The organism is Burkholderia sp. TSV86 (genome assembly GCF_001522865.1).
In the GTDB taxonomy this organism is placed as follows: domain Bacteria; phylum Pseudomonadota; class Gammaproteobacteria; order Burkholderiales; family Burkholderiaceae; genus Burkholderia.
Map to the genome: position 1 here is coordinate 255,308 of NZ_LOWB01000075.1, position 23,490 is coordinate 278,797.

Sequence of the window (23,490 nt, forward strand, 5' to 3'; positions counted from 1 at the left end):
GTTGTTCGCAGTGTAGGGAGACGCAAGCGGGCCTTTCAAGAAAAAATGTCGTAAAAAAAATGGCTCGTGGCTGCCACGTCGTCACGAACGCGTCGCTTCACCTTCCTTGACAAATTCCGCTTCGATTCGCACGCGCACTTCGTCTCCAACTGCCGGATACCAGCTCGTCACGCCGAATTGGGCGCGGCTGAAGGTGGCGCTTGCGGAGAAGCCGAGCGTGTCCTGCCTCGTCAGTGGATTGCCGCCATAGCCGTTGAAGGTGACCGTGAGCGTGACGGGGCGTGTGATGTCGAGGATCGTCAGGTTGCCGCTCAGCGTGCCTTGCGTGTCGCTTATACGCGTGAAGCGCGTGCTTTCGAAGCGGATATGCGGATGGCGGGCGGTATCGAGCGCGTCGTTGCCGGCGATGAGCTTGTCGAGCAGTGGCACATTGGTATCGATGCTCGATGCATCGATCGACACGGTTGCGCTGCTTTCGGTCAGACCGCCTGTGCGCCAGTCGAGTTGGGCGCTCGCGCGGTCGAAACGCATCGCGAAGCGCGAATACTTCAAGTGGTCGACATCGAACACGATGCTCCAGTGATGTGGATCGAGCGCGTAGCGGCCCACCGGAACGGCAGCCTGCGCCGCTGTCGGATGATGCGTGACGACGCGCCATGGCATGCAGCCGGGCAACGTTGCTGCAAGCGCGGCGATGCTGGCGATCGACATCGCCCATTGCACTGGTTTCATTCGCATTCCTTCCTTGCTCGGAAACGTGCGCAGACGATAGCGCATCGGCCGGATGTTGACAAAGGAGAATGATCGTTCTACCTTAGGCGGATGGACACGAAACCGGATCTTTCCTCAACCGGCGTGCGCGAGCGTTTGCTTGACGCGGCCGACACGCTGATCTACGCAGGCGGCATTCATGCGACCGGCGTTGATGCGATCGTCAAGCTGTCGGGCGCGGCGCGCAAGAGCTTTTATACGCATTTCGAATCGAAAGAGGCGCTGGTTGCCGCCGCGCTGGCGCGGCGCGACGAGCGTTGGATGACATGGTTCGCCGAAGCGACGATGAAACGCGGCAAGACGCCGCGTGCGAGGCTCGTCGGCATGTTCGACGTGTTGCGCGAGTGGTTCGAGCAACCGGATTTTCACGGCTGCGCTTTTCTCAACGTGTCCGGAGAGATCGAGCGGCCGGATGATCCGATTCGCGTCGTCGCGCGCGCGCATAAGGCGCGGTTGCTCGAGTTCGTGCGCGAGCAGCTCGCCGCGCACGCGGCCGACACGGGCGCGGATCGGCGGCCGCTTGCGCGGCTCGCGCGCCAATGGCTCGTATTGATCGACGGCGCGATCGGCGTCGCGCTCGTGAGCGGCGATGCGTCGGCCGCGCACGACGCGAAAGCGGCGGCAAGCATGCTGCTCGACGCGACGTTACCGAGCCAACCCGCTTGATACCGGTTTTCGTCGTGACTGACCAGCTTTTCCCTTCATTCGATCGAATCGCGGCTCGTCAATCTGACTGCCGTCCGTTGGCAATCCGGGCGGGCCTTTCATGCCTTCAATTTGGAGAACGTCATGTCTGATTCAGCCGAAATCCGCCCGCCGGTTCCGCCATTTACCGAGGAGACCGCGCGCCAGAAGGTGCGCGCGGCCGAAGACGGATGGAACACGCGCGACCCGGAGCGCGTATCGCTTGCCTATACGCGGGACAGCCGATGGCGCAACCGAGCCGAATTCGCCACCGGGCGCGATGAGATTGTTGCGCTCTTGCGGCGCAAGTGGGCGCGCGAACTCGACTACCGGCTCATCAAGGAATTGTGGGCGTTCGGCGGCAATCGGATCGCCGTGCGCTTTGCCTACGAATGGCACGACGATGCCGGCAACTGGTTCCGCTCGTATGGAAACGAGAATTGGGCATTCGACGAACACGGCCTGATGGCGCATCGGCATGCATGCATCAACGATTTGCCGATACGGGAAGCCGATCGGCTGTTCCACTGGTCGCTCGGTCGGCGGCCCGACGATCATCCGGGGCTGTCGGATCTCGGGCTTTGAGTTGCCGCGGGCGCCGCGCACGCGCGGCGCCCGTGCGGCCGTGCTCGGCCGAGTCAGCCGCGTTGCGGCACCTCGCGTTCGAGACGGCCAAGCCGTACTACAGTGACCCCAGGCCGCAATTGGCGCAGCGACGGCATCACGAGCACGCAATGAGGGTAAGGCGTCGTGATGGGGGCGCCGTCTGACCAGCCGATCACCTCGCCTGCTTCGGCAAAATGCTCGAGGCCGGTGTATGCGCCGGCGAAGCGGAAATCGCGGCTCGCGGCGACCACGGGATGCGTCACCTGTACGACGCGCACGGTTGACGCGAGCGGTTGAAACCAGTCGGCGGGCAGATCCTGCGCATCGACGATGCCGGATGCGTTTAGGAACCGTGCGGTGCTGTCGTAGCCAATGGTGACGGCCCGTGCTTCCCAGTGCTGGCCGCATTCGATCAGCAGCGCGTTCTTTTCGCTGGCGGGGTTGCCGAAGCCGCCGTAGTCGCGCATGCGCGTGCCTTCCGGATGGCCCGCGTCCCGAATCACGGTCGAAGGCGCGCCGATGCGCAGCGCAAGCGCCGCGCCCTTGTCGAGCGGGCCCGCGACGATTAGCGGCGCACTGCGTTCGTGCATCGAATGCAGATCGAGCAGCCAATCGGCTTCGTCGACGAACGGCCGCAATGCGCGCGCGCGATCAAGTTCGACCGACCGTTGCGACCGGTCGTCGAGCATGGCGGGTGTCCACACGCGGTTGAAATCCTGATCGACGAAACGCGCGGCATCCGGCGCTTGCGGATCGAAGCGCGCGTAGGCGGCGACGTTCGCGAACGACAACGTCAGCACCCCGCGGCGCGGGCGCACCGCGCGCTTGAGCAGCGCATCGACGACGATCGCGCCGCACACCTCGTTGCCGTGCGTAAGCGCGTTGACCATCACGCACGGGCCGGGTACGCCGGAATCGAAACGATGCACGTAATCGACACCGGTGTTGCCGGCACGGTGCGTGCCGAGGTCAGGAAAGCGAACTTCGACCGGATAGGGAGAATGGTGAGGAAATTCGGGAGCCGGTTCGATCATGGTGAGCTTTTGCAGGAACGGGGCGAAATACCGGAGTTCGATGCGGCCTTCGCGTGATGATCGGCTCGTCCGACTATTACCTCCAATCGTCAGACCGATGCCGTTTCACCGAGCAGATGCGCGACGATGGCGCTGCCGACTTCGCTCGTCGATGCTTGGCCGCCCAGATCGCGCGTGCGCGGGCCGTGCTTCAACACGTGCTCGATCGCGGCGAGGATCGCGTCGTGCGCTTCGCGCGCCGGGCCTTCGCCGTGGCCGAGAAAATCGATCATCATCGCAGTCGACCAGATCATCGCAATCGGATTGGCGATCTTGCGGCCCGCGATGTCCGGTGCGGAACCATGCACCGGCTCGAACAGCGACGGAAACGCGCGCTCGGGATTCAGATTCGCCGACGGCGCGATGCCGATTGTGCCGGTGCAGGCCGGCCCGAGATCGGACAGGATGTCGCCGAACAGATTCGATGCGACGACGACGTCGAACCGGTTCGGCTGCATCACGAAACGCGCGCAAAGGATATCGATATGCTGCTTATCCCAGGTGACGTCCGGGTAGTGCGCGGCCACTTCGGCCGCGCGCGCGTCCCACCACGGCATGCTGATTGCAATGCCGTTGCTTTTTGTCGCGACGGTGAGCTGTTTGGCGCGGCGCTGTGCCAGCTCGAACGCGAACCGCATTACGCGCTCGGTGCTATGCCGCGTGAACACGGCTTGCTGAACGACGAATTCGCGTTCGGTGCCCTCGAACATCGTGCCTCCGACGGCCGAATATTCGCCCTCGGTGTTCTCGCGCACGATCATGAAATCGATATCGCCCGCGCTGCGGCCGGCGAGCGGGCACGGCACGCCGTCGAACAGGCGAGCGGGCCGCAGATTCACATATTGGTCGAACTCGCGGCGGAACTTGATCAACGAGCCCCACAGCGAGACGTGATCAGGCACCGTCGCGGGCCAGCCGATGGCGCCGAACAGCAGCGCGTCCATGCCCGATAGCTGGGCCTTCCAGTCGTCGGGCATCATTTGGCCGTGCCGCGCGTAGTAGTCGCAGCTCGCCCATTCGATCGGCGTGTAGTCGAAGCGCAAGCCGAAGCGGCGGCTTACCGCGTCGAGCGCGCGCAGCCCTTCGGGCATCACTTCGACGCCGATGCCGTCGCCGGGAATCACGGCGATTCGATATGTGTTGTCGCTCATGCTGGGTGCCTCATCGTGTCCAACCTCCTGCGGGCTTGGGCCGGCCGGGCGGTGCATCGCGCGGCCGGGCGGCGTGAGCGATGGTTTTGTCGCCTCATCTTCGCATCGTCTCATCCTCGGTTCGTGCATTTTACGGGTTTACGGAAGATTAGAATCGGCTCTGCGGTAAATCGAATGTCGACGAAGCGTGACGCGCGCCGAGCGTTGTCGGTTTGCGTGGGTTCGGTGCAGTTTTGCGGTTGGCTTGCGTTAGCTTGGCCGCCGCACGAGTGAGCGGCATGGATCCGATCCCGGCACGAAAGCATCATGCGCGACGGCGTCGCGTAGCATGACGCGGCGAGATTTGAGCCCGCCGCACGTATCGCACATCGCGATGAATGCAAAAGGACGTGCGGCATGGATACGCTATCGAAGCAGACACTGAACGCGCAAGTGCGATATCTCATCGTGTTCGCCGTGCTGACCTTCGTGCCGGCGGGGTCGTTGCGCTATCGCGCAGGCGTGGATTTATTGGCTGGTGTTCGCCGTGTCGTCGAGCTGGATCGCGCTTTATTTCCTGCGGCACGATCCGGCGCTGGTCGCATGCCGGCAGCGCGTCGACGTGAAAGCGGAGCGCGAGCCGCTGCAGAAAATCGTTCTCGGTATCGCAACCGTCGAATCTGTCGCGTTTCCGATGGCTGCCGGGATCGAATGGCGTTTTGCGCATACGCCGCTCGATTGGGCGGCGGTGCTCATCGGCAATGGCTTGGTGGCGGCGGGTTTCGTGCCGTGCTTCTTTACGCTGCGCGAAAACAGCTTTGCATCGAGCGCGATCGAGGTCAGCCGGGAGCAGACGGTCGTGCCGACCAGGCCATATGGCCCGGTTCGCCATCCGCTGTACTCGCGGCAATGGTGATACTTTTCGGGAGCCCGGTCGCGCTGCAATCGCGCTGGGCGGTTGCGCTGATGGCGCTGCTCGCAGCCGTCATCGTTGTGCGGCTGATCGACGAGGAACGCTATCTGAAAACGCGTCTCGAAGGCTATCGCGCGTATTGCGATACGGTGCGCTGGCGGCTCGTGCCGGATCTCTGGTGAGCGTTGCATTGCGCGCGAGCGCCATTTGCGGCCCGCATCCGCTCTGTTCCGCTGGCCTGCCCTCGCCCGCGGGAACTGTAGCTGTCGGCGCGCTCGGCGCGTTTCTACAATCGTTTCGAACTCTTCTCGATCAAAGGACATCCGATGCTGAAAGTACTCGGTAAGACATCGTCGATCAACGTTCGCAAGGTGCAGTGGACATGCGCGGAGCTGCGGCTCGACTACCAGCGCGAGGATTGGGGCATCGGGTTTCAGCCGACACAGACGCCCGAGTTTCTTGCACGCAATCCGAACGGCCTCGTGCCCGTGCTCGAAGACGGCGATTTCGTGCTTTGGGAATCGAACGCGATCATCCGCTATCTCGCGAACCGCTACGGCGGCGCGCATTTGTATCCGGACGAGCCGCAGGCGCGGGCGCGCGTCGACCAATGGCTCGACTGGCAGGCAACGACGCTCAATCCCGCATGGGTCTACGCGTTTCTCGGCCTGATTCGCCAGCAACCGGCGTATCAGGATGCCGCGCAGATCCGCGCGTCATGCGATGCGTGGGCGCAGCGCATGACGCTTCTCGATGCGCAACTCGGCAAGACGGGCGCCTTCGTCGTGGGGCCGGACTATACGTTGGCGGATATCGTGATCGGCTTGTCGGTGAATCGTTGGTTGCGCACGCCGTTCGACAAGCCGGAATTGCCGGCCGTGTCTGCATACTTCGAGCGGCTCGCCGCGCGGCCCGGTTTTACCGAGCACAACAGCGTGCCTTGAGCCGCGCGGCCGTTTCCGTGTCGAGCTGGAGCGCATGCGCGTTCCAGCTCGGAGCTGGTGTGACGTTTTGATGGATATCGGCTTTTTTTTCAAAGGTGAGATTTTTCGGGAGCCGCTGGTCGGGCGTTCGCTCGCCGTCGAAATCCTGCTGGCGTGTTTGCGCATCACATCATTCGATGCCGAGCGGCAAACCATGCGTCGAGCCGATAAGGGCGTTGTATCGCTTGTGGCCCTTTGGTCGAGCCTCACGTGTGAGCGGTGTTGAGAAATTGTCGTTCGTGGATTGAGCGCGGCTGCCCCGAAGCCGCAAATGCACGCGTGGGGCCCGCGCAATGCGGGGCGATGGCGGCGCATGCGTGCCGCGCGTGCGTTCGAATGCGGCGCGTGTTGTCCGTTCTGCCTGTAACGAAACGTTTGCCTGGCGTCGCGACGAAGCGCCTGCCGTCCAATTCGATCAAGCGGGCTTTCGGTGTGGCGGGATCGAGGCCGCTATCACGGCAGGCCGCGCGCGGCTGGGCCAACCGATTCGCTCGTTTTGCATCGCGCGGCGGCGCATCAGGGGAGGAACGGGGTGCGAGATCCAATGAGACAAAACGGCTGAATCTTGAGACAAAACAAACTTTCACCCGATTTGGTTTCTGATTATTCTTTTTCCCGTCGATTGGCCGAGGTGGTGTCAAATAAATCCGAATGGATTTTACTGATGCCAATAAAAAACTGGAAAATGACGGTGTTTTTATGTTGTCCAAATGGTCGGATATTTGAAAGGGTGATGTTATCCGGAATTAGGGCATCTTAAACGGAAAACTCATGCAAACGCGCTGCCGCGTGCCGGCGCGTGTTGGCGACGGCCCGTGCCCGCGAACGCCATACGCCGTGATTCTGGCGTCCCTGATACCAGGGAGGCTGGCGGTCGCCATCGTGTTTTTTCTGTCGGCCATTCGCACGTCGAGCGATGGTTTGAGTGGTAAAGCCGTATCTCCTGTTATGACGGAGAGCAGTATTAAAAAATAATCGGATCGGAATCAGAGCAATACGCCGAATCCGGGAATTAGGCGTTCCAATTCAGTTTATGAAAGTGATTGGCGAGTGTTTAGCTGGTCACGCTTCATAGATTATTTCTTGAGCACCTGATCTCAAACGCAAAATAGGACGAATTGCCATGACTTTCAATAGAATTTCCGCTGACTCGCACATCGACCTGCATTGGCTGCCGTCGGATTTATTCACCAAAAATGCCCGGTCTGAACTGAAGGACCGGATGCCGTTCGTGGTCGAAGCGGAAGATCCGTATTGGACGAACCACAAGAAAACCTGGTTGGGCTACGTGTGCGGCTTCGGTCCATATGGCCAGAAATACGTGCCGGGCAGCAATGCGAAGATCGACATCATGGCTGCGACCGGCCTGTATCGGGATGCCGCGAACGGCCGCCGCCGCGTGAGCGATCCGGTGCTGCGGCAGGAGGATATGGATCTCGACGGAGTCGATGCCGACGTCGTGTACGGTCTCGCCGCCGAAACGCTGATGCGCATGGAAGATCCGGAAGCTGCGATCGAGATGTGCCGCATCTACAACGATTGGCTCGTCGATTTCTGCAAGGGCTCGAGCGGCCGGCTTTATGGCCTTGCCGCGTTGAACGATTCGGATGTGGACGCCGCCGTTCAGGAAGTGCGCCGCATCGCCGAATATCGTAAGTCCGGCATCGTGGGCGTGAATCTCGCGATGAGCCGTGAGACGCGTCCGCTCTGGCATCCGAGCTGGGAGCCGCTGTGGCGCACGATCGCGGAATCGGGCCTGCCGCTGCACATTCACTGCTTCCGCTCGCTGCCGTTGACGCTCGAGGAAATCGACGTCCAGGGGCAAGCCAAGCGCGCCGCGTTCTTCACGAGCGTGACCGGCTTCCAGATGAGTCTCGTGCATCCGCTGGCGGCGCTGATCGGCTCGGGTGTGCTCGAACGTCATCCGAACCTGCGCGTCGTGCTGGGCGAAAGCGGCCTGGGCTGGCTGCCATACGTGCTCGAGCGGATGGATCATGAATTCAAGGGGCGTTTCCAGGATCTCGAACTGAAGATGCTGCCGAGCGAGTACTGGCGGCGCCAGTGCAAGGCGTGCTTCCAGACCGACCGGATCGGCTTCAAGCTGGTCGAGGATCTTGGCGTCGAGACGCTGATGTGGGGCTCCGACTATCCGCACTCGGACGGCACGTGGCCCGAATCGGCAAAGGTGTTCGCCGAGCAGTTCAGCGGACTGTCGGATGACGTGATGCGCAAGATCACGTATGAGAACGCCGGCCATTTCTACGGCATCCTCAAAAACTGAGCGGCCGCATACCGGGGGCAGCATGATCAAGATCTACGACTGCACGTTGAGGGAGGGGGCTCAGGCGTCCGGGGTCTCCTTTTCGGTACAAGACAAGCTGCGAATCACGGAGCTGTTGGACGACATCGGGTTCACGTACACCGAGGGCGGATGGCCCGGCTCGAACGCCAAGGACACGCTCTTTTTCCAGGAGCTGAAGGCACTGCCGCTGAAGAAGATCAAGGTCGTCGCCTTCGGGCGCACCAAGCGCGCATCGAGCCGGGCGGAGGATGACGCGAGCCTCAATGCGCTTGTGCGCACCGGCATTCCCTACGGGCACATCTTCGGCAAGGGCTGGGATTTGCACGTGAGCGAGGTGCTCGGCATCTCGCCGGAGGAGAATCTCGAATCGGTGTACGAATCGATCCGTTTCCTCAAGAAGCACATGGAAGAGGTCAGCTTCGGGTTTGAGCATTTCTTCGACGCGTACAAGGAGAATCCGGCCGGCGCGATGAAGCTGATCGAGACCGCGGTTCAAGCCGGCGTCGATTGGATCGATCTGGCCGATACGAACGGCGGCTGCTTTCCGCACGAAGTGGCTTCGATCGTATCCACTGTCACCCGGTCGTTCGATATCGAGTTCGCCGTTCATTGCCATAACGATACGGGCTGCGGCGTCGCCAATACGATCGCCGCGGTGCAGAACGGCGTGAAGATCGTCGAGGGAACGGTCAACGGGTATTCCGAGCGTTGCGGGATGGCCGACCTCTGCACGGTCATTCCCAATCTGCAACTGAAGCTCGGCTATCCGATCCTCGAGCCGGGCAAGCTGCAGCAATTGACGCGGCTGTCGCAGGAAGTTGCCGAGCTGTTGCAGGCCGAGCCGCCCGCGTTCCATCCGTATGTCGGATCGCTCGCGTTCACGCACAAGGCAGGCGTGCATGTCGATGGCTTCTTAAAGCTAAAGCGAACTTACGAACATATCGATCCGGAATTGGTCGGCAATCGCAGCGATATTGTCGTGTCGGAAGTCTCGGGCAAGAGCAATCTGAACAGCTTCCTGCGCAAGCATCGGCTCGACCATCTGTTCGCTGACCGCGATCTCGAAGGGCTCGTGCGGCTCGTCAAGGAACTCGAGTTCGGCGGTTTCGAATTCAACTCGTCCGAGGAGTCGCTCGTTTTGATGCTGCTGCGGCATTGCGGGAAGACGAGCCGCCGTATCCAGGTAAACCGGCTGTCCGTCAAATTGGCGGACGAGGCCGCGCCGGACGCGGCCATCGGCGGCGCGATTTCCGCGTTGGCGGACAACCGCGCCGATCTGCCGGATTGGGGCGTGCCGATCGGCGCCAGCACGATCGAGTTCGACGGCGTTTTCGACTTTATGTCCGGCCGGGAACCGATCGTCGGCGAGCGCGTGCAGTTTTCACTGACGAACGACAAGGCGTCGCTCAATCATCTGGTAGAGGGTTTCGTCGCGCGCTGCAGCGAGTTTTTCCCCGAGCTGGCGGGCACGAGGCTCGTCGATTTCAAGATTCGCGCGATCAACGACCGCACGCGCCGCGTTCGCGTCGTGCTGGAGTTCACCGACGGTTCCCGGACGTGGAAGATGGGCGCGGTCAATTCGAGTGTCGCCAATGCCACGCTGAACGCGACGATCGAGGCGCTCGAGTATCGGCTGTGCATGGGCGATCTCGGCACGTTCACGCAGACGGCGGCCAACCCGCAGACGGTCGTCAATCTCGTGCCGGCGGCCAGCGACAGCCGGCAATCCGCGTTCGCAGACAACGGGAGGTAATCATGTGCGGCATCACGGGCTGGGTGGACTGGAGTCACGATTTGCGCGAGCACGTCGCGACGTTGCGCAATATGACGGCGTCCCTCGTGCATCGCGGTCCGGATGCGTCGGGCGAATGGGTGAGCGCGCGCGCCGCGCTCGGCCATCGCCGGCTGTCGATCATCGATCCCGCCAACGGCGCGCAACCGATGGTGCGTCACGCGCGCCATCGCACCTTTGTCATCGCCTATAACGGCGAGCTTTATAACACGCCTGAATTGCGGCGTGCGCTGGAAAGCCGGGGTTGCCGGTTCGACACGCATTGCGATACGGAAGTGCTGCTGCAGGCGTATATCGAGTGGGGACCGGCTTGCCTGGATCGTCTCAACGGCATTTTTGCGTTCGCCGTTTGGGACGAAAGCGACAAGCGTCTTTTCATAGCGCGGGACCGGATCGGCGTGAAGCCGCTGTTCTTCGCGAAACTGGATAGCGGCTTGCTGTTCGGCTCCGAGATGAAGGCGATTCTCGCGCATCCGCAGGTGTCGCGCGAAGTCAAGGTAGACGCGTTTCACGAGCTGCTGTTTCTCGGGCCGGCGCGCACGCCGGGCTCCGGCGTGTTCCGCCAGATCGACGAACTGAAGCCGGGCTGGTGCCTGACGTACAGCGCAAGCGGAATCGAGACGTGGCAGTACTGGAAACTCGAAAGCCATCCGCATGAAGACAGCTTCGAGACGACCGTCGAGCGCGTGCGCGAGCTGGTGGTCGATGCCGTGACGAACCAGCTGGTGTCCGATGTGCCGGTGGGCACGATGGTGTCGGGCGGGCTCGATTCCAGTTCGATCACCGCGATCTCCGCAGGCGTGTTCAAGGATGCGGGCAAGCAGCTCGATACGTATTCGATCGATTTCGTCGACAACAGCGCGCACTTCAAGCCGACCGATTACGTGCCGGACGAGGATGCGCCGTGGGCGGACAAGGTCACCCGCTATTTGCAGACGAATCACCATCGCGTGTTGCTCGATACGTCCGAGCTGATTTCGCAGCTCGGCGCCGCGATGCGCTCGCGCGATCTGCCGGGGATGTGGGAAGTCGACGCGTCGCTTCAACTCTTTTGCCGCGAGATCAAGAAACATTCGACGGTGGTGCTGTCGGGCGAAACCGCCGACGAGATTTTCGGCGGCTATCGCTGGTTTCATCAGGCGCGCGATTACGAAGTCGAGCGCTTTCCTTGGGTGCGCATGGTGGACGGCCGCGAGCGGCTGCTCGCGCCGGCGCTGCGCGACGGGCTCGATGCCGATGCGCTCGTGGCCGAGCATTATCGGCAGACCATCGCCGAATGCCCGGCATTACCGGGAGAGGAGCTTGGCGAGGCGCGCCGCCGCCAAATGTTCTACATCAACTTCACCCGCTGGCTGCCGATGATGCTCGATCGCAAGGACCGGGCGAGCATGGCTGAAGGGCTGGAAGTGCGTGTGCCGTTCTGCGATCACCGCATCGTCGAGTATCTGTGGAACGTGCCGTGGACCATGAAGAACGCCGGCGACCGCGAAAAAGGGCTGTTGCGGCACGCGATGCAGGGCATTTTGCCTGACGACGTGATCTGGCGGCCGAAGAGCCCGTTTCCGACCACGCACAACCCGAAGTATCTGCACGACGTGCGCGCGCTGCTGACCGAGCGGTTGCGTGATGCGGCGTCGCCGCTGCGGCCGCTGCTCGATTCGGCCGAATTGGACCGCGTGCTCGCCGCGCCCGACGACGAGGCAAGAGACCGGCACTGGTTCGGCATGTACGCGAAGGACGCGCAGTTCCTCGCCTATCTGTATCAGATCGACCTATGGATGTCGGAGTACCGGGTCTCGCTCGTGTGACGCCGCGAAGGCTCCGAAGTCCTGCGACCAACATTGTGCGGCCGAACGCCCGTTGACGCGTTTGGCCGCGACATCGAAGAGGTGGACAACGTGCGTATCAAGGATGAACTTTTGAGCCGCGAAAGCGGCCTGAAAACCGTTTCGCTCGAACCGATCTGGACGCTGCGCGAGCAGTCGGCGGAAATTTTCGACGCGCTGTCGGCCGTCGAGCCCGCGCTCAACGGCGTCTATGACCTGCTCGGCAGCGAATTGCCGGTGCAGCAGCAATGGGCGTTCGGCGACTATGGCCCGGTGTCGCGGCCGGATCGCCACGTCCGCGCGTTCTATCTCGATCTCGGCAAGCTCAAGAGCGTGCCGAACGGCCAGGGCTACATCGCGATCAAGGGCACCGAGCCGGTGTCCGAGAACTTCGGCAGCATCACGAAGCGCATGGGCGAGATGTGGAACATCTTCAGTTGGACGATCGGCGGACAGGCCCGCCACGTGCTCGAGGATCTGACGCTGATGAACCAGCTCGAACGTTTCCCGATCAGCGAGGGCAAGCCGCCGGGCGTGCATCCGCTGTGGGACGCGGACGACGAAGCGCGCTGCGCGCTCGAATTGCAGAGCGCGTATTACCGCCGCTTCGGGCGCCTGGCCCGGATTCCCACGCCGCTGTTCGTATACCGCTGGCCGGCCGAGGTGCGCGAGCGCGCGCTCGACGTACTGCGTCCGCAACTGTCGCCGAGAACGGCAACCCTGGTCGAGGCGATGATCCGCGACGATCTGGGCGCTTACGTGTACTACTACCCGTCCTATCCGCTGCGCGCGATGCACGTGCGTGGCGGTGACGTCGGCCCGGAAGTGTCATATGACAAGCGCCATGCGGTATTGCGCGAGCTGTCGGATCCGGACACGGCGATCCAGCGCTGGATTCGCCTGACCGCCGAGTTTCTCGCGCTCGGCTGGATTCCGACCGATCCATCGCACTTCGGCCGCGGCAATTGCCTGATGGCGCAGAACCTAGTGCTCGACGGCGGGATCGTCGACGTGAACAGCATCCGCCACGTGTCGACCATGCGCGCGCCCGGCGAGCTGGATTTCGCGGTGCGCCAGAGCGTGCGCGAGCTGACGCAGTCGATCAGCTGGTACTTGATCGGCACCGAAGCGGGCATTCCGTGGTTCCAGCGCATTTTCGTCGATGCGTTCGCGCAGGTCTGGGACGTTCTCAAGCGCGAACTGGCTGATCTCGATGCGCCGGCGCAAATCCAGGCGGTCTTCGCGACCGGCGACGGCGCGTACCGCTCGCTCGACCGGCTGTTCCGCAACTACTTCGAGCTGAGCGCTTACCGGCCGCAAGACGCCGAGTCCAAGGAATATCGCCAACCGGCGCAGGGCCGCAACTGAACCGGACGAGGAGTCTCTTTCATGCAGATCACCGCATCCACCTTGCGTCGCGATTTTGCCGATCTCGTCAGCGTGCTGCGCTGGCGGGGCGAGCACGAGCGCGAGCGCCGGGCGTTCACCTACGTCAGCGACGACAATCTGAGCGACGCGAAGACGCTTTCCTACGGCGAGCTCGATACCCTCGCGCGCGCGATCGGCGCGACGCTCGTGGCACGCGGCGCGGCGGGCAAGCCCGTATTGCTGATCTTTGGGTCGGGGCTCGATTTCATCTCGGCGTTCTGGGGGTGCCTGTACGCCGGGGCGATTGCCGTGCCGCTCGCGTTGCCGGAGCGTGCGGGACACGATGGCGCGCTCGCGCGCATCGAGGGTGTCGCGGGCGATGCGAAACCGCATTGCGTGCTGACGACAACCGACGCCGACGCGCATCTCGCCACGCTGTTTGCCGCCTCGCCCGCGCTGCGCGAACTGCCGCGCATTGCATCGGACCGGATCGAGCCGTCGCAGGCGAGCCGCTGGCAGGCGCCCGAGCCGAGCGGCGAGCGCATCGCGTGTTTGCAATACACTTCCGGCTCGACGGGCACCGCCAAGGGCGTGATGCTTTCGCACGCCAACTTCCTCGCCAACAGCGAACGTTCGGCTGCGGGTTCGGGGTTCGCGAGCGACAGCGTGCTGGTGACGTGGTCGCCCACGTCGCACGCGGCCGGGCTCATGTATGGCGCGTGTCTGCCGGTCAGCATCGGCTTTCATGCGATCCATCTGGCGACGCAGTTGTTCATCGAGCAGCCGGTGCGCTGGCTGCGCGCGATTTCGCATTTCCGCGCCACACATTCGGGCGGGCCGAACTTCGCGTATGACCTTTGCGTGCAGCGCGTGAAGCCCGAGCAGTGGCAGGCGCTTCGGCTCGATTGCTGGCGTAACGCGTACAGCTCGGGCGAGGCGGTGCGTGCCGAGACGCTGCGGCGCTTTGCCGAAGCGGCGGCGCTGAGCGGTTTCAGCGCAACCGCATGTCAGCCGTGCTATGGCATTTCGGAAGTGACGATGCGGGTGGCCGAGGCGCCGGCGGGCCGGTTTCCGCTCGTGCGCAAGTTCGATGTCCACGCGCTGGGCCAAGGCCGGGCGATTGCCGTGGCCGATGGCGGCGCGTCGGACGAGGGCATCGAGGCGCTCGGCTACGGGCCGCTCGAGCGGCCCGGCCGCACGATCCGGATCGTCGATCCGCAAACGCTGCGCCGCTGCGAGGACGGCCAGGTTGGCGAAGTCTGGCTGTCCGGCGCGGACGTCGCGCTCGGTTACCTGAACCGGCCCGACGATAGCGAGCAGATTTTCCGCGCGACGCTCGCGGGCGATCCCGGCTCCTATCTGCGCACCGGGGATCTCGGCGTCGCGTTCGACGGCGAGCTGTTCCTGGTGGGACGTCTGAAGGAGTTGATCATCATTCGCGGCGCGAATCATTTTCCGCAAGACATCGAGCAGGATGTCGAGCGCGCCGCCGCGCAGGCAGGCGTCGAGCGGGCGGCCGCGTTTTCGCATCTGGTCGCGGGGGAGGAAGTGCTCGTGGTGGCCGCGGAGCTGGCGGCCGACGCGCTCGGCCGCACGGACGAGGCAGTGGCGGCGATCCGCGAAGTCGTGAGCCGCAAGCACGGCCTGCGGATTCGCGACATCGTGTTCGTCGCGTCGGGATCGCTGCCGCGCACCGGCAGCGGCAAGCTGCAGCGCACGCTGTGCCGCGCCCGCTATATTGCCGGCGCACTTGACGTGATCGCGCGCGCGCCGCGCCGCAGCGCGCGGGCGGCGGAGTATGCGCAGCGCGCGCGCGCCGATCTGCGCGCCTATATCCGCCGTGCGCTTGCCGAGCGCGTGGATTTGCCGGAAGACGAAATCGGCGATCGTCCGTTTGCCGAATACGGCCTCGATTCGCTCGGGCTCGTGAGTTTGGCAGGCGAGCTGAGCGAGCATCTCGGCTGGCCGTTGCCGCCTGTCGCGCTGTATGACCATCCGAGCGTCGATGCGCTGGTCCGGTATTTGACTGAGCGCGACACGGCCGCGCCGAGCGCGCCCGCCGCCGCGCCGGCAGTGCGCCGTTCGGGCGATACGGCCGCGCCGGTGGCGATCATCGGAATGTACATCCGGTTTCCGGGCGGCGAGGGCCTCGACGATTATTGGCGGCTGTTGAGCGAAGGCATCGACGCCGTGACCGAGGTGCCCGCGTCGCGCTGGGACGCCGACGCGTTTTACGATCCCGAGCCGGGCGCGCCGGGCAAGACCAATAGCCGCTGGGGCGGCTTCGTCGACGGCGTCGACCAGTTCGACCGCGAACTGTTCGGCCTGTCCGAGCGGGCCGCGACGGACGCCGATCCGCAACACCGGCTGCTGCTGGAGGCGGCCTGGGCCGCGATCGAGGATGCGGGCATCGCGCCGGCGGCACTCGCCGGCAGCCAGACCGGCGTGTTCGTCGGCATCTCGCAATCGGATTACGGCCGCATCACGCTCGCGCGCATCCACGATTCCAGCCCGTTCGTATCGACCGGCGCGAGCCCGGCCGTCGCCTCCGGGCGGCTGTCGTACACGTTCGATCTGCATGGGCCGAGCATGTCGATCGATACCGCGTGCTCGTCGTCGCTCGTCGCCGTGCATCATGCGTGCCGCGCGATCGCGAACGGCGAATGCGGCCTTGCGCTCGCGGCGGGCGTCAACCTGATCCTCACGCCGGAGCGCACCATCTCGCTGAGCCACGGTACGTTCTTCTCGCCTGACGGCAAATGCAAGCCGTTCGATGCGAGCGCGAACGGTTACGTGCGCTCGGAAGGCGTGGGCGTGGTGCTGCTCAAGTCGCTCGACGACGCCGTGCGCGACGGCGACCGGATCTACGCGGTGATCCGCGGCAGCGCGGTGAATCAGGACGGCAAGACCAACGGCCTCACCGCGCCGAACGGCCTCGCGCAACGCGAAGTCGTGCGCGCCGCGTTGCGCAGCGCGGGCCTGCGGCCGCGCGACGTGCATTACGTGGAGGCTCATGGCACCGGTACGGCGCTGGGCGATCCGATCGAAGTCGAAGCGCTCGGCGCGGTATTCGCGTCGGACGGCCCGAGAGCCGCGCCGCTTGCGATCGGCTCGCTCAAATCGAATATCGGCCATCTGGAGGCGGCGGCCGGCATTGCCGGGCTGATCAAGGCCGCGCTGTGCCTGCATCGGCATACGCTGGTGCCGACGTTGCATCTAAAGACGCTCAATCCGAACATCCGGTTCGCCGAGCTGCCGATCGTCGTGCAGCAGCGCACCGAGCCGTGGCACGCCGAATCTGCACGCATCGCGGGCGTGAGTTCGTTCGGCTATAGCGGCACGAACGCGCATGTGACGCTCGCGCAAGCGCCCGAGCCCGCGCCGGACGCGCCTGCGGCACACGATGCCGATGCAGATGCCGCCGCCGATGCGCGCGCGCCGCGCGCCGTGCGCTCGCGGCACGTGCTGACGCTTTCCGGCGCGAACGAAGGCGCGGTGCGCGAACTGGCCGCCCGCTATACCGAGTATCTGACGCACGCGGATGCGGCGCAGCTCGCCAACGTGTGCTTCACTGCCGCGACGGCACGCTCGCATCTGCCGTATCGGCTCGCGGTGGCGGGCGCGACGAGCGCCGATGTTGCCGGCGCGCTGCGCTCGTTTGCCGAAGGCCGCGCGCGCGCTGGCTCGTCGTTCGCCCGCGTGCCCGCCGGGGCCGCGCCGAAGATCGCGTTTCTCTACACGGGCAGCGGCGCGCAATATGCGGGAATGGGCCGCGATCTCTACGACACCGAGCCCGTGTTTCGCGGCGCCCTCGATCGCTGCGAGCGCATCCTGTCGGACGTGCTGGATTTCCCGCTGACCTCGGTGATGTTCGGCGAAGGTGTCGACAAGACGCTGATCGACGAGCTTGCGTATCTTCAGCCCGCGCTGTTCGCGTTCGAATACGCGATGACCGAGCTGTGGCGCTCGTGGGGCATCGAGCCGCACGTCGTCATCGGGCACAGCCTCGGTGAGCTTGTCGCGGCGTGCGTCGCCGGCGTGTTCGATCTGGAGGACGGGCTGCGGCTCGTCGCCACGCGCGGGCTGCTGATGCAATCGGTGCCGCAAAAGGGCGAGATGCTGTCGATCGTCGCGGATCTCGCGCGTGCGCAAGAGGCGGTGCACGCGCATCCGGACGAGCTTGCGATCGCCGCGGTCAACGGGCCGCAAAGCATCGTGATTTCGGGCACGGGCGCGGCCATCGGCGCCGTACAGGCGCAGCTGGAGGCCGAAGGCGTCAAATGCGCGCGCTTGCAGGTGTCCGGCGCCGCGCACTCGGCGCTGATGGACCCGATCCTCGATCAGTTCGAAGCCGTTGCGTCGCGCGTGACGTTCCGGCCGCCGCGCATCTCGGTGATCTCCAATTTGACGGGCACTGTTGCATCGGCCGAATACATCTGCTCGCCGAAGTATTGGCGGCGGCATATCCGCGATACCGTGCGCTTCGCGCAAGGCATCGAGACGCTGCTCGACAGCCGGTGCGATATCGTGATCGAGGTCGGGCCGCGCCCGACGCTGCTCGGCCTCGCGCGCGAAATCGCGGGCGACGCGCAAGGCGTGTGGCTGCCGTCCGTTCACAAGGGGCGCGGCAGCGATGAGCAACTGGCCGAGAGCCTGGGCGCGGTTTATGCGCACGGCGGGCCGGTCGATTGGCCCGCGTTCTATCCGCGCGACAGCCATCGGCGCCTGCCGGTGCCGACCTATCCGTTCCAGCGCCGCCGCTATTGGGTCAGCGACGATCGGCCGGCCGCCGCGCGCGCGCCGATGGCGCGGGCCGGCGGCGCGGGCCATCCGCTGCTGGGCCAGCCGCTCGGCATCCTCGGCGCGTTCGAGCAGCCGCTGTCCGCGCTGCCCGCGTTCATCGGCGAGCATCACGTGTTCGGCCGCGTGGTGTTTCCGGGCGCGGGTTTCATCGAAACGGCGCTGGCGCTGGCGCGCACGCGCTGGGGCGCGGCAGCGTACCGGCTGTCCGACGTGAACCTGATGGCGGCGCTCGTCGTCGGCGACGTCGACGAGCGGTATCTGCACATTCATGCGCTTGCCGACGGCGACGATACGCTGCACGTGCGCATCTTCAGCGGCACGCCCGGCGGCGTGGAGCCGGCGGCGGGCGACAGCGTGCCGCCGAGCGAGCATGTGCGCGTCGACGTGCAGCGCGCCGGCGACGCAGCGCCGGCGCACATCGATTGGGCCGCATTGCGCGCGCGCTGCGACGAGCGCGTGTCTGCCGCCGACCAGTATCAAAGCCTGCACAAACTCGGCTTGCAGATTGGGCCGGCGTTTCAGGGCATGCGCGAGATTTGGCGCGGAGACGGCGAGGCCGTTGCCGAAATCGAGCTGGACGAGGCACGAAGCCGCGAGATCGGCCAGTATCTGATCCATCCGGCGATGCTCGATTGCGGCTTTCAATTGAGCGGCGTCGCGCAGCGCGTGATGGAGGGATTGTCGGTGCCGGTCGGCGTCGAGCGCATCACGTTTTTCGCTTCTCCCGGCAAGCGCGTCCGCTGCCATGCGCGGATTCGTGAGCAGCAGGGGCCGCACATCAAATCGGATGTCCGTTTCTTCGATGCGGATGGCCGCCTGCTGGTCGAAATCGAAGGCTACGTGAAGCGCGCGGTTCGGCCCGAAACGCTGATTGGCGCATCCGCCGATTGGGCGCGCTGGGTCTGGCAACAGGAGTGGAGCCCTGCTGCCGCCGTCAGAGTCGCGGCACGCGCACCGGCGGCCGGCGGCCGCCACTGGCTGGTGCTGGCGCGCGGCGAGTTAGCGGCGGGCCTGCAGCGCTCGCTGGCGGCCGCGGGCGATGCTTGCACACTGGTCGTGCACGGCGATCACTACGCGCGGCTGCGTGACGGCCGTTTTGTCGCGACCGGAAACGACGCGGACGAATTCGAGCAGATCGTGCGGCAGGCGGCGGCGCACAGCGGGCCGGTGACCGATATCGTCTACGCGTGGCCGGCCGACGCCGACGCGGGCGACGGGCCGCACGATTGGCGCCGATCGCTCGAGACGAACGGCCGCGCAGCGTTGCACGTCGTGCAAGGCGCGCTCGCGTACATGGACAAGAGCGGCGCTGCGCTGCGCATATCGTTCGCGACCCGCGGCGCGCAACCTGCCGGCGCCGCGCCGGTGGCGTTCGATCAAGCGCCGCTTTGGGGTTTTGCGCGCGTCGTCAGGCGCGAGCATCCAGAGCTTGAAGGCCGTTTGATCGATCTCGATCCGCAACACGCGATCGACGCTCAGGCCGAATGGCTCGCGAACGAACTGCGCGATGCACCGGCCGGCGCTCAGGACGGCGCAGGCGCGGAAGTGGCGGTGCGCGCCGGCACGCGCTATACGCCGCGGCTCGCGCGTTTCCGGCCGGGCGCGGCGGTGCCGGAGAACCGCGTGCGGCCTGACGCGACCTATCTCGTCACCGGCGGCCTGAGCGGGCTGGGTCTTGCCGCTGCGCGGCGGCTCGTCGAGCGCGGCGCCCGCGCGCTCGCGCTCGTCGGACGGCGTGGCAGCACGCAGGAGGCCGAGCCGGTGCTGCAATGGATGCACGCACAGGGCGCGCGCGTTTCGGTGTACCGCGCCGACGTGTCGCGTGCCGACGACGTGGCGCGCGTGCTTGCCGACGTGCGCCGCACGCTGCCGCCGCTGCGCGGCGTGCTGCACTGCGCGGGCCTGACGGCCGACGGCGCGCTCGAACGGCAGACATGGGCGGGCTTCAACGACGTATTCGGTCCAAAGGCGGATGGCGCATGGCATCTGCACCAGGAAACGCTCGCCGATACGCTCGACTTCTTCGTGCTGTTCTCGTCGAATTCCGCTCTCGTTGGCCTGGGCGGTCAGGCGAATTACGCGGCGGCGAACGCGTTCCTCGACGCTTTTGCGCACTACCGGCTCGCCCACGGGCTTCCCGCGCTCGCGATCAACTGGGGGCCGTGGGCCGAGGTCGGCCTGGCCGTGCGCGCGAAGCTCGCGAAAGAGCGCTTGACGATCGATCCGCGCATCGGGCTGCAGGTGCTCGATGGCCTGCTCGATGCCGGCGCGAACGTGCCGCAGGTCGTGGTGCCGACCACCACGGCGCAGAACAGCTCCGCCTCCACGCAGGCGCCGGCTGCCACGGGCTTGCTCGAGCGGCTCGCCGGCATGGGGGCCGGCGAGCGGCTCGCGGCGCTGCGCGAATTCGTGCGGGAATCGGTCGCGGCGGTGTCGGGCAAGGCGGTGGGTGACGTTCCCGACGATCAGCCAGTCGTCGATCTCGGTCTCGATTCGCTGATGACCGTCGAGTTGCGGCTGAAGCTCGGAAGCGCGATGGGCGGCAAGCGATTGTCGAGCACGTTCACGCTCAATCATCCAAGCGTTGCCGCGATGGCCGATCAACTGATGCGCGACCTGGCGGCGCTCGTGCCGCAAGCACAGGCTCAGGCCGATGGCGCGGCCGCCGGCGGCGCGCACGCCGACGCGGCGGGCGGTCAGACGCCGGAGCGCGCGGGCGCCGCTGGCGGTGCGGCGGCGGGCGAGGCGTCCAACGTGGTGTCGCTGCCGGGCGATGCGTCGAAGACGCCGCTCGTGCTGGTTCACGGCATGGGCGGCTATGCGTGGTCCTACTTGCCGTTGCGTCAGTACCTCGGTGACCGGCCGATCACGCTGCTCAACAAGGTGCTCGGCGGCGAGACGCTGCCCGAATACGTTGCTTTGCTGGTGGAGACGCTCAGGAGCCGCCAGCCGCATGGCCCTTATCTGCTGGGCGGCTGGTCCGCTGGCGGACGCCTGGCGTTCGAGGTGGCGGCGTTGCTCGAGCGCCAGGGCGAGCGTGTGCTCGGCGTGCTGATGTTCGACGTCTATCGGCAGACGGGCGTGCGGCTCGAGAAATTCATCGAGGCGCGCAAGCTGATGGATGCCGATCCGTTGCACGACGCGCTCGCGGGCATGCACCCGATCGAGCGCCTGGTCACCGTGTTCGGCACGGACATACGGCTCGCGAGCGCAGGCGACGTCTTGCATCTCGCGCGGCTCGTGCTGCCCCACGTATCCGCGCCGCCGCAGCTTGCGAGCGCCGGGATGGCGCAAACGGCGCAATGGTTCCTCGATCAGCTCGCCGAGAACGGGCGCGGCCTGATGCTGCCCGATCCGAGCGGCGAGACGACCGAGGCGCTCGAAACGCTGTTCACGATCCGGCGCTTCTACCGGATGACGATGGGCGAAATCGACGGGCCCGTCACGCTGGCGGCGCGCGCATTCTCGATCAACGTCGAGGGCAACGTGTTTTCGCGCGGCTGGGAGCGGCACTTTGCCGGGCCGATCCGCGAACTGGACGTGCGCATCGACGCTGTCGAGGCGCCGCAGCTCACGCCGTTCTCGCGTTTTGCCGAGCACATCGCGCTGTTCGATCGCGAAAACGTGCAGCGCTTCGGGCCGCAGGTGGCAGAGTTTGTCGCGTCGCTCGACGGCGACACGTTTGGCAAGCACGACGCCGGTTCGCAACAAGCGGACGGTTCGCGAAAAGAGGAGGAGCGCAATGCGACAGCCATTCTTTCTGACCATGCTTGAGGCGGCCACGCGCGGGCTTGCGCCCGAGGCCCGGCTCGCGCATCCGTTCTTGCGCGAGCGGATCGAGGGCGCGGACGCGGTCGTGCGCAGCCTCGGTCATCTCGAGGAGGCGCTCGGCGACGAAGCCAGCGCATACCTCGAATTCCGCGGCGACGCCGCCGCCGCCGTGGCATGGCGCGCCGGCAAGCCGGATCGGCGCATCGAAGGCGTGACGCTCGCGCTGACGAACGCCGACGGGATGATCGACGACGTGCGCGTCGCGGTGCGGCCGCTGCAATGGCTCGGACCTTGGCGGGACCGGTTGCGGCGCGTGATGACGGCATGGAACGAGGAGCGCACGCTCGATCCGGTCGGCTTCGCCGAGCCCGCCGACAGCGAGCCCGTGCCCCGGCGGCTGCCGTTTCCGTTGAGCGACGAGGCCGTGTTCCACGGCCCGGCGTTCGTGCGGCCGGTGTACGGAGCGGCCGCCGTGTCTCACGTGCTCGGTCATGCGGGCGCGGTGTATGGCGAATGCGAATACGGCCCGGCGTTGCGAAACGGCGCGCATTTTCTGCGGGCCTTCACGTCGAAGCGCTTGCCGCTCGAAATCGTCAGCATCGCGCATCTCGATAGCGACGAGCGCATCGATGAATGGACCGCCTTCATGCAACCGTGGCCGAGCATGGTGCTGTTTCGCGATCATCTCAAAAGGCGCTTAGGCGACTATCTGGACGCATCGTTTTACGGCGACGCGTAGCGATCGCGGCGCGGCGGCGGGCCGGCGGGCTATTCCGGTGTTTCGCCGCCGCGGCAAATTTCAGCCGGCCGGCGTCGGCATGATGGCGCATGCAAACGAAATCCCACGAGGCAGATTCGCTCATGACCGATTTTCTCGCTCCTCTTCTCAAGCGGCGCTCCACGCCGATTCGTCAACTTGGCGGCTCAGTCCCCGATCCTGCGACGCTGAACCGTCTGCTGGAGGCCGCCATTCGCGTGCCGGATCACGGCAAGCTCGAACCGTTCCGGCTGATTCTGCTCGAAGGCGAGGCCAAGCTGGACTTCGGCGAGCGGCTCGTCGAACGCGCGCTGCGCCGGGAGCCCGGATTGTCCGCCGCTCAGCAGGAAAAAGAGCGGCTGCGCTATACGTTCGCGCCGCTCGTGATCGCCGTGATCGCGCGTATCGATCCGGCGCACAAGGTTCCGGCTCTGGAGCAGCAGCTCAGCGCCGGCTGCGTCGCGTACAACCTGCTGCTCGGCGCATCGCAGATCGGGCTCGGCGCACAATGGCTGACGGGCTGGGCGGCTTACGATCCCGAAGTCGCCGCGCTGCTGGGCCTGCTGCCGAACGAACAGGTGATCGGTTTCGTGCACCTGGGCCACGCGCGCGGCGAGCTGCCCGAGCGCAGCCGGCCGGAGCTGGGCAAGCTGGTGAGCCGATGGAAGCCGGCGGCGGTCACCGCCTGAGACAAGGCGGGCCTATCCGATC

The 23,490-nt window shown here is 65.4% G+C and carries 14 protein-coding genes and 1 pseudogene; 12 read left to right on the plus strand and 3 right to left on the minus strand.

Features of this window, described 5'->3' with window-relative positions:
* Nucleotides 1-81: 81 nt before the first annotated feature.
* Complete coding sequence (locus tag WS68_RS13165) at nt 82-732, minus strand: YceI family protein (protein WP_059571262.1); 651 nt, start codon at nt 730-732, stop codon at nt 82-84.
* Between the two features lie 90 nt (nt 733-822).
* On the opposite strand from WS68_RS13165, the gene WS68_RS13170 reads away from it, so the two are divergent.
* The gene (locus tag WS68_RS13170) at nt 823-1,437 is read left to right on the plus strand and encodes a TetR/AcrR family transcriptional regulator (protein WP_059571222.1); all 615 of its coding nucleotides are present in this window, start codon (nt 823-825) and stop codon (nt 1,435-1,437) included.
* A gap of 123 nt (nt 1,438-1,560) precedes the next feature.
* The gene (locus WS68_RS13175; protein ID WP_059571223.1) at nt 1,561-2,040 is read left to right on the plus strand and encodes a nuclear transport factor 2 family protein; all 480 of its coding nucleotides are present in this window, start codon (nt 1,561-1,563) and stop codon (nt 2,038-2,040) included.
* A gap of 53 nt (nt 2,041-2,093) precedes the next feature.
* Here the strand turns inward: WS68_RS13175 and WS68_RS13180 are convergent, their stop codons facing one another.
* Together WS68_RS13180 and WS68_RS13185 are read right to left on the minus strand one after the other, a co-directional pair.
* On the minus strand, nt 2,094-3,095 hold the full coding sequence (locus WS68_RS13180) for a M14 family metallopeptidase (protein WP_059571224.1): 1,002 nt from the start codon (nt 3,093-3,095) through the stop codon (nt 2,094-2,096).
* Between the two features lie 89 nt (nt 3,096-3,184).
* Nucleotides 3,185-4,285, minus strand: coding sequence for a tartrate dehydrogenase (locus WS68_RS13185; protein WP_059571225.1), 1,101 nt, complete (start codon nt 4,283-4,285; stop codon nt 3,185-3,187).
* Nucleotides 4,286-4,681: 396 nt separating this feature from the next.
* Between WS68_RS13185 and WS68_RS29360 the strand changes: the two are divergent.
* The 10 genes and pseudogenes from WS68_RS29360 to WS68_RS13240 all read left to right on the plus strand — a co-directional run bounded on the left by WS68_RS29360 (nt 4,682) and on the right by WS68_RS13240 (nt 23,468).
* A pseudogene (locus WS68_RS29360) lies at nt 4,682-5,359 on the plus strand (methyltransferase family protein).
* A 144-nt stretch (nt 5,360-5,503) separates the two neighbouring features.
* A complete protein-coding gene (locus tag WS68_RS13195) occupies nt 5,504-6,121 on the plus strand; it encodes a glutathione S-transferase family protein (RefSeq protein ID WP_059571226.1) in 618 nt (205 codons plus the stop codon).
* A gap of 70 nt (nt 6,122-6,191) precedes the next feature.
* On the plus strand, nt 6,192-6,386 hold the full coding sequence (locus WS68_RS13200; protein WP_059571227.1) for a hypothetical protein: 195 nt from the start codon (nt 6,192-6,194) through the stop codon (nt 6,384-6,386).
* Between the two features lie 897 nt (nt 6,387-7,283).
* Nucleotides 7,284-8,441 carry an amidohydrolase family protein gene (locus tag WS68_RS13210; RefSeq protein ID WP_059571229.1) on the plus strand — a complete coding sequence of 386 codons (1,158 nt, stop codon included), beginning with the start codon at nt 7,284-7,286 and terminating at the stop codon, nt 8,439-8,441.
* 22 nt (nt 8,442-8,463) lie between these two features.
* Nucleotides 8,464-10,215, plus strand: a complete 1,752-nt coding sequence (gene cimA, locus WS68_RS13215; protein WP_197419599.1) for a citramalate synthase — start codon at nt 8,464-8,466, stop codon at nt 10,213-10,215.
* Nucleotides 10,216-10,217: 2 nt separating this feature from the next.
* Complete coding sequence (asnB, locus tag WS68_RS13220; protein WP_059571231.1) at nt 10,218-12,062, plus strand: asparagine synthase (glutamine-hydrolyzing); 1,845 nt, start codon at nt 10,218-10,220, stop codon at nt 12,060-12,062.
* 111 nt (nt 12,063-12,173) lie between these two features.
* Nucleotides 12,174-13,448 carry a hypothetical protein gene (locus WS68_RS13225; protein WP_156429493.1) on the plus strand — a complete coding sequence of 425 codons (1,275 nt, stop codon included), beginning with the start codon at nt 12,174-12,176 and terminating at the stop codon, nt 13,446-13,448.
* Between the two features lie 21 nt (nt 13,449-13,469).
* Entirely contained in the window at nt 13,470-22,025 is an 8,556-nt protein-coding gene (locus tag WS68_RS13230) for a type I polyketide synthase (protein ID WP_082710013.1), read from the plus strand.
* Nucleotides 21,994-22,761 (plus strand): hypothetical protein, encoded by a 768-nt coding sequence (locus tag WS68_RS13235; protein WP_156429494.1) that lies wholly within the window; start codon nt 21,994-21,996, stop codon nt 22,759-22,761. The genes WS68_RS13230 and WS68_RS13235 overlap by 32 nt, the downstream gene beginning before the upstream one ends.
* Before the next feature lie 89 nt (nt 22,762-22,850).
* On the plus strand, nt 22,851-23,468 hold the full coding sequence (locus WS68_RS13240) for a nitroreductase family protein (RefSeq protein WP_197419600.1): 618 nt from the start codon (nt 22,851-22,853) through the stop codon (nt 23,466-23,468).
* Nucleotides 23,469-23,490 lie beyond the last annotated feature (22 nt).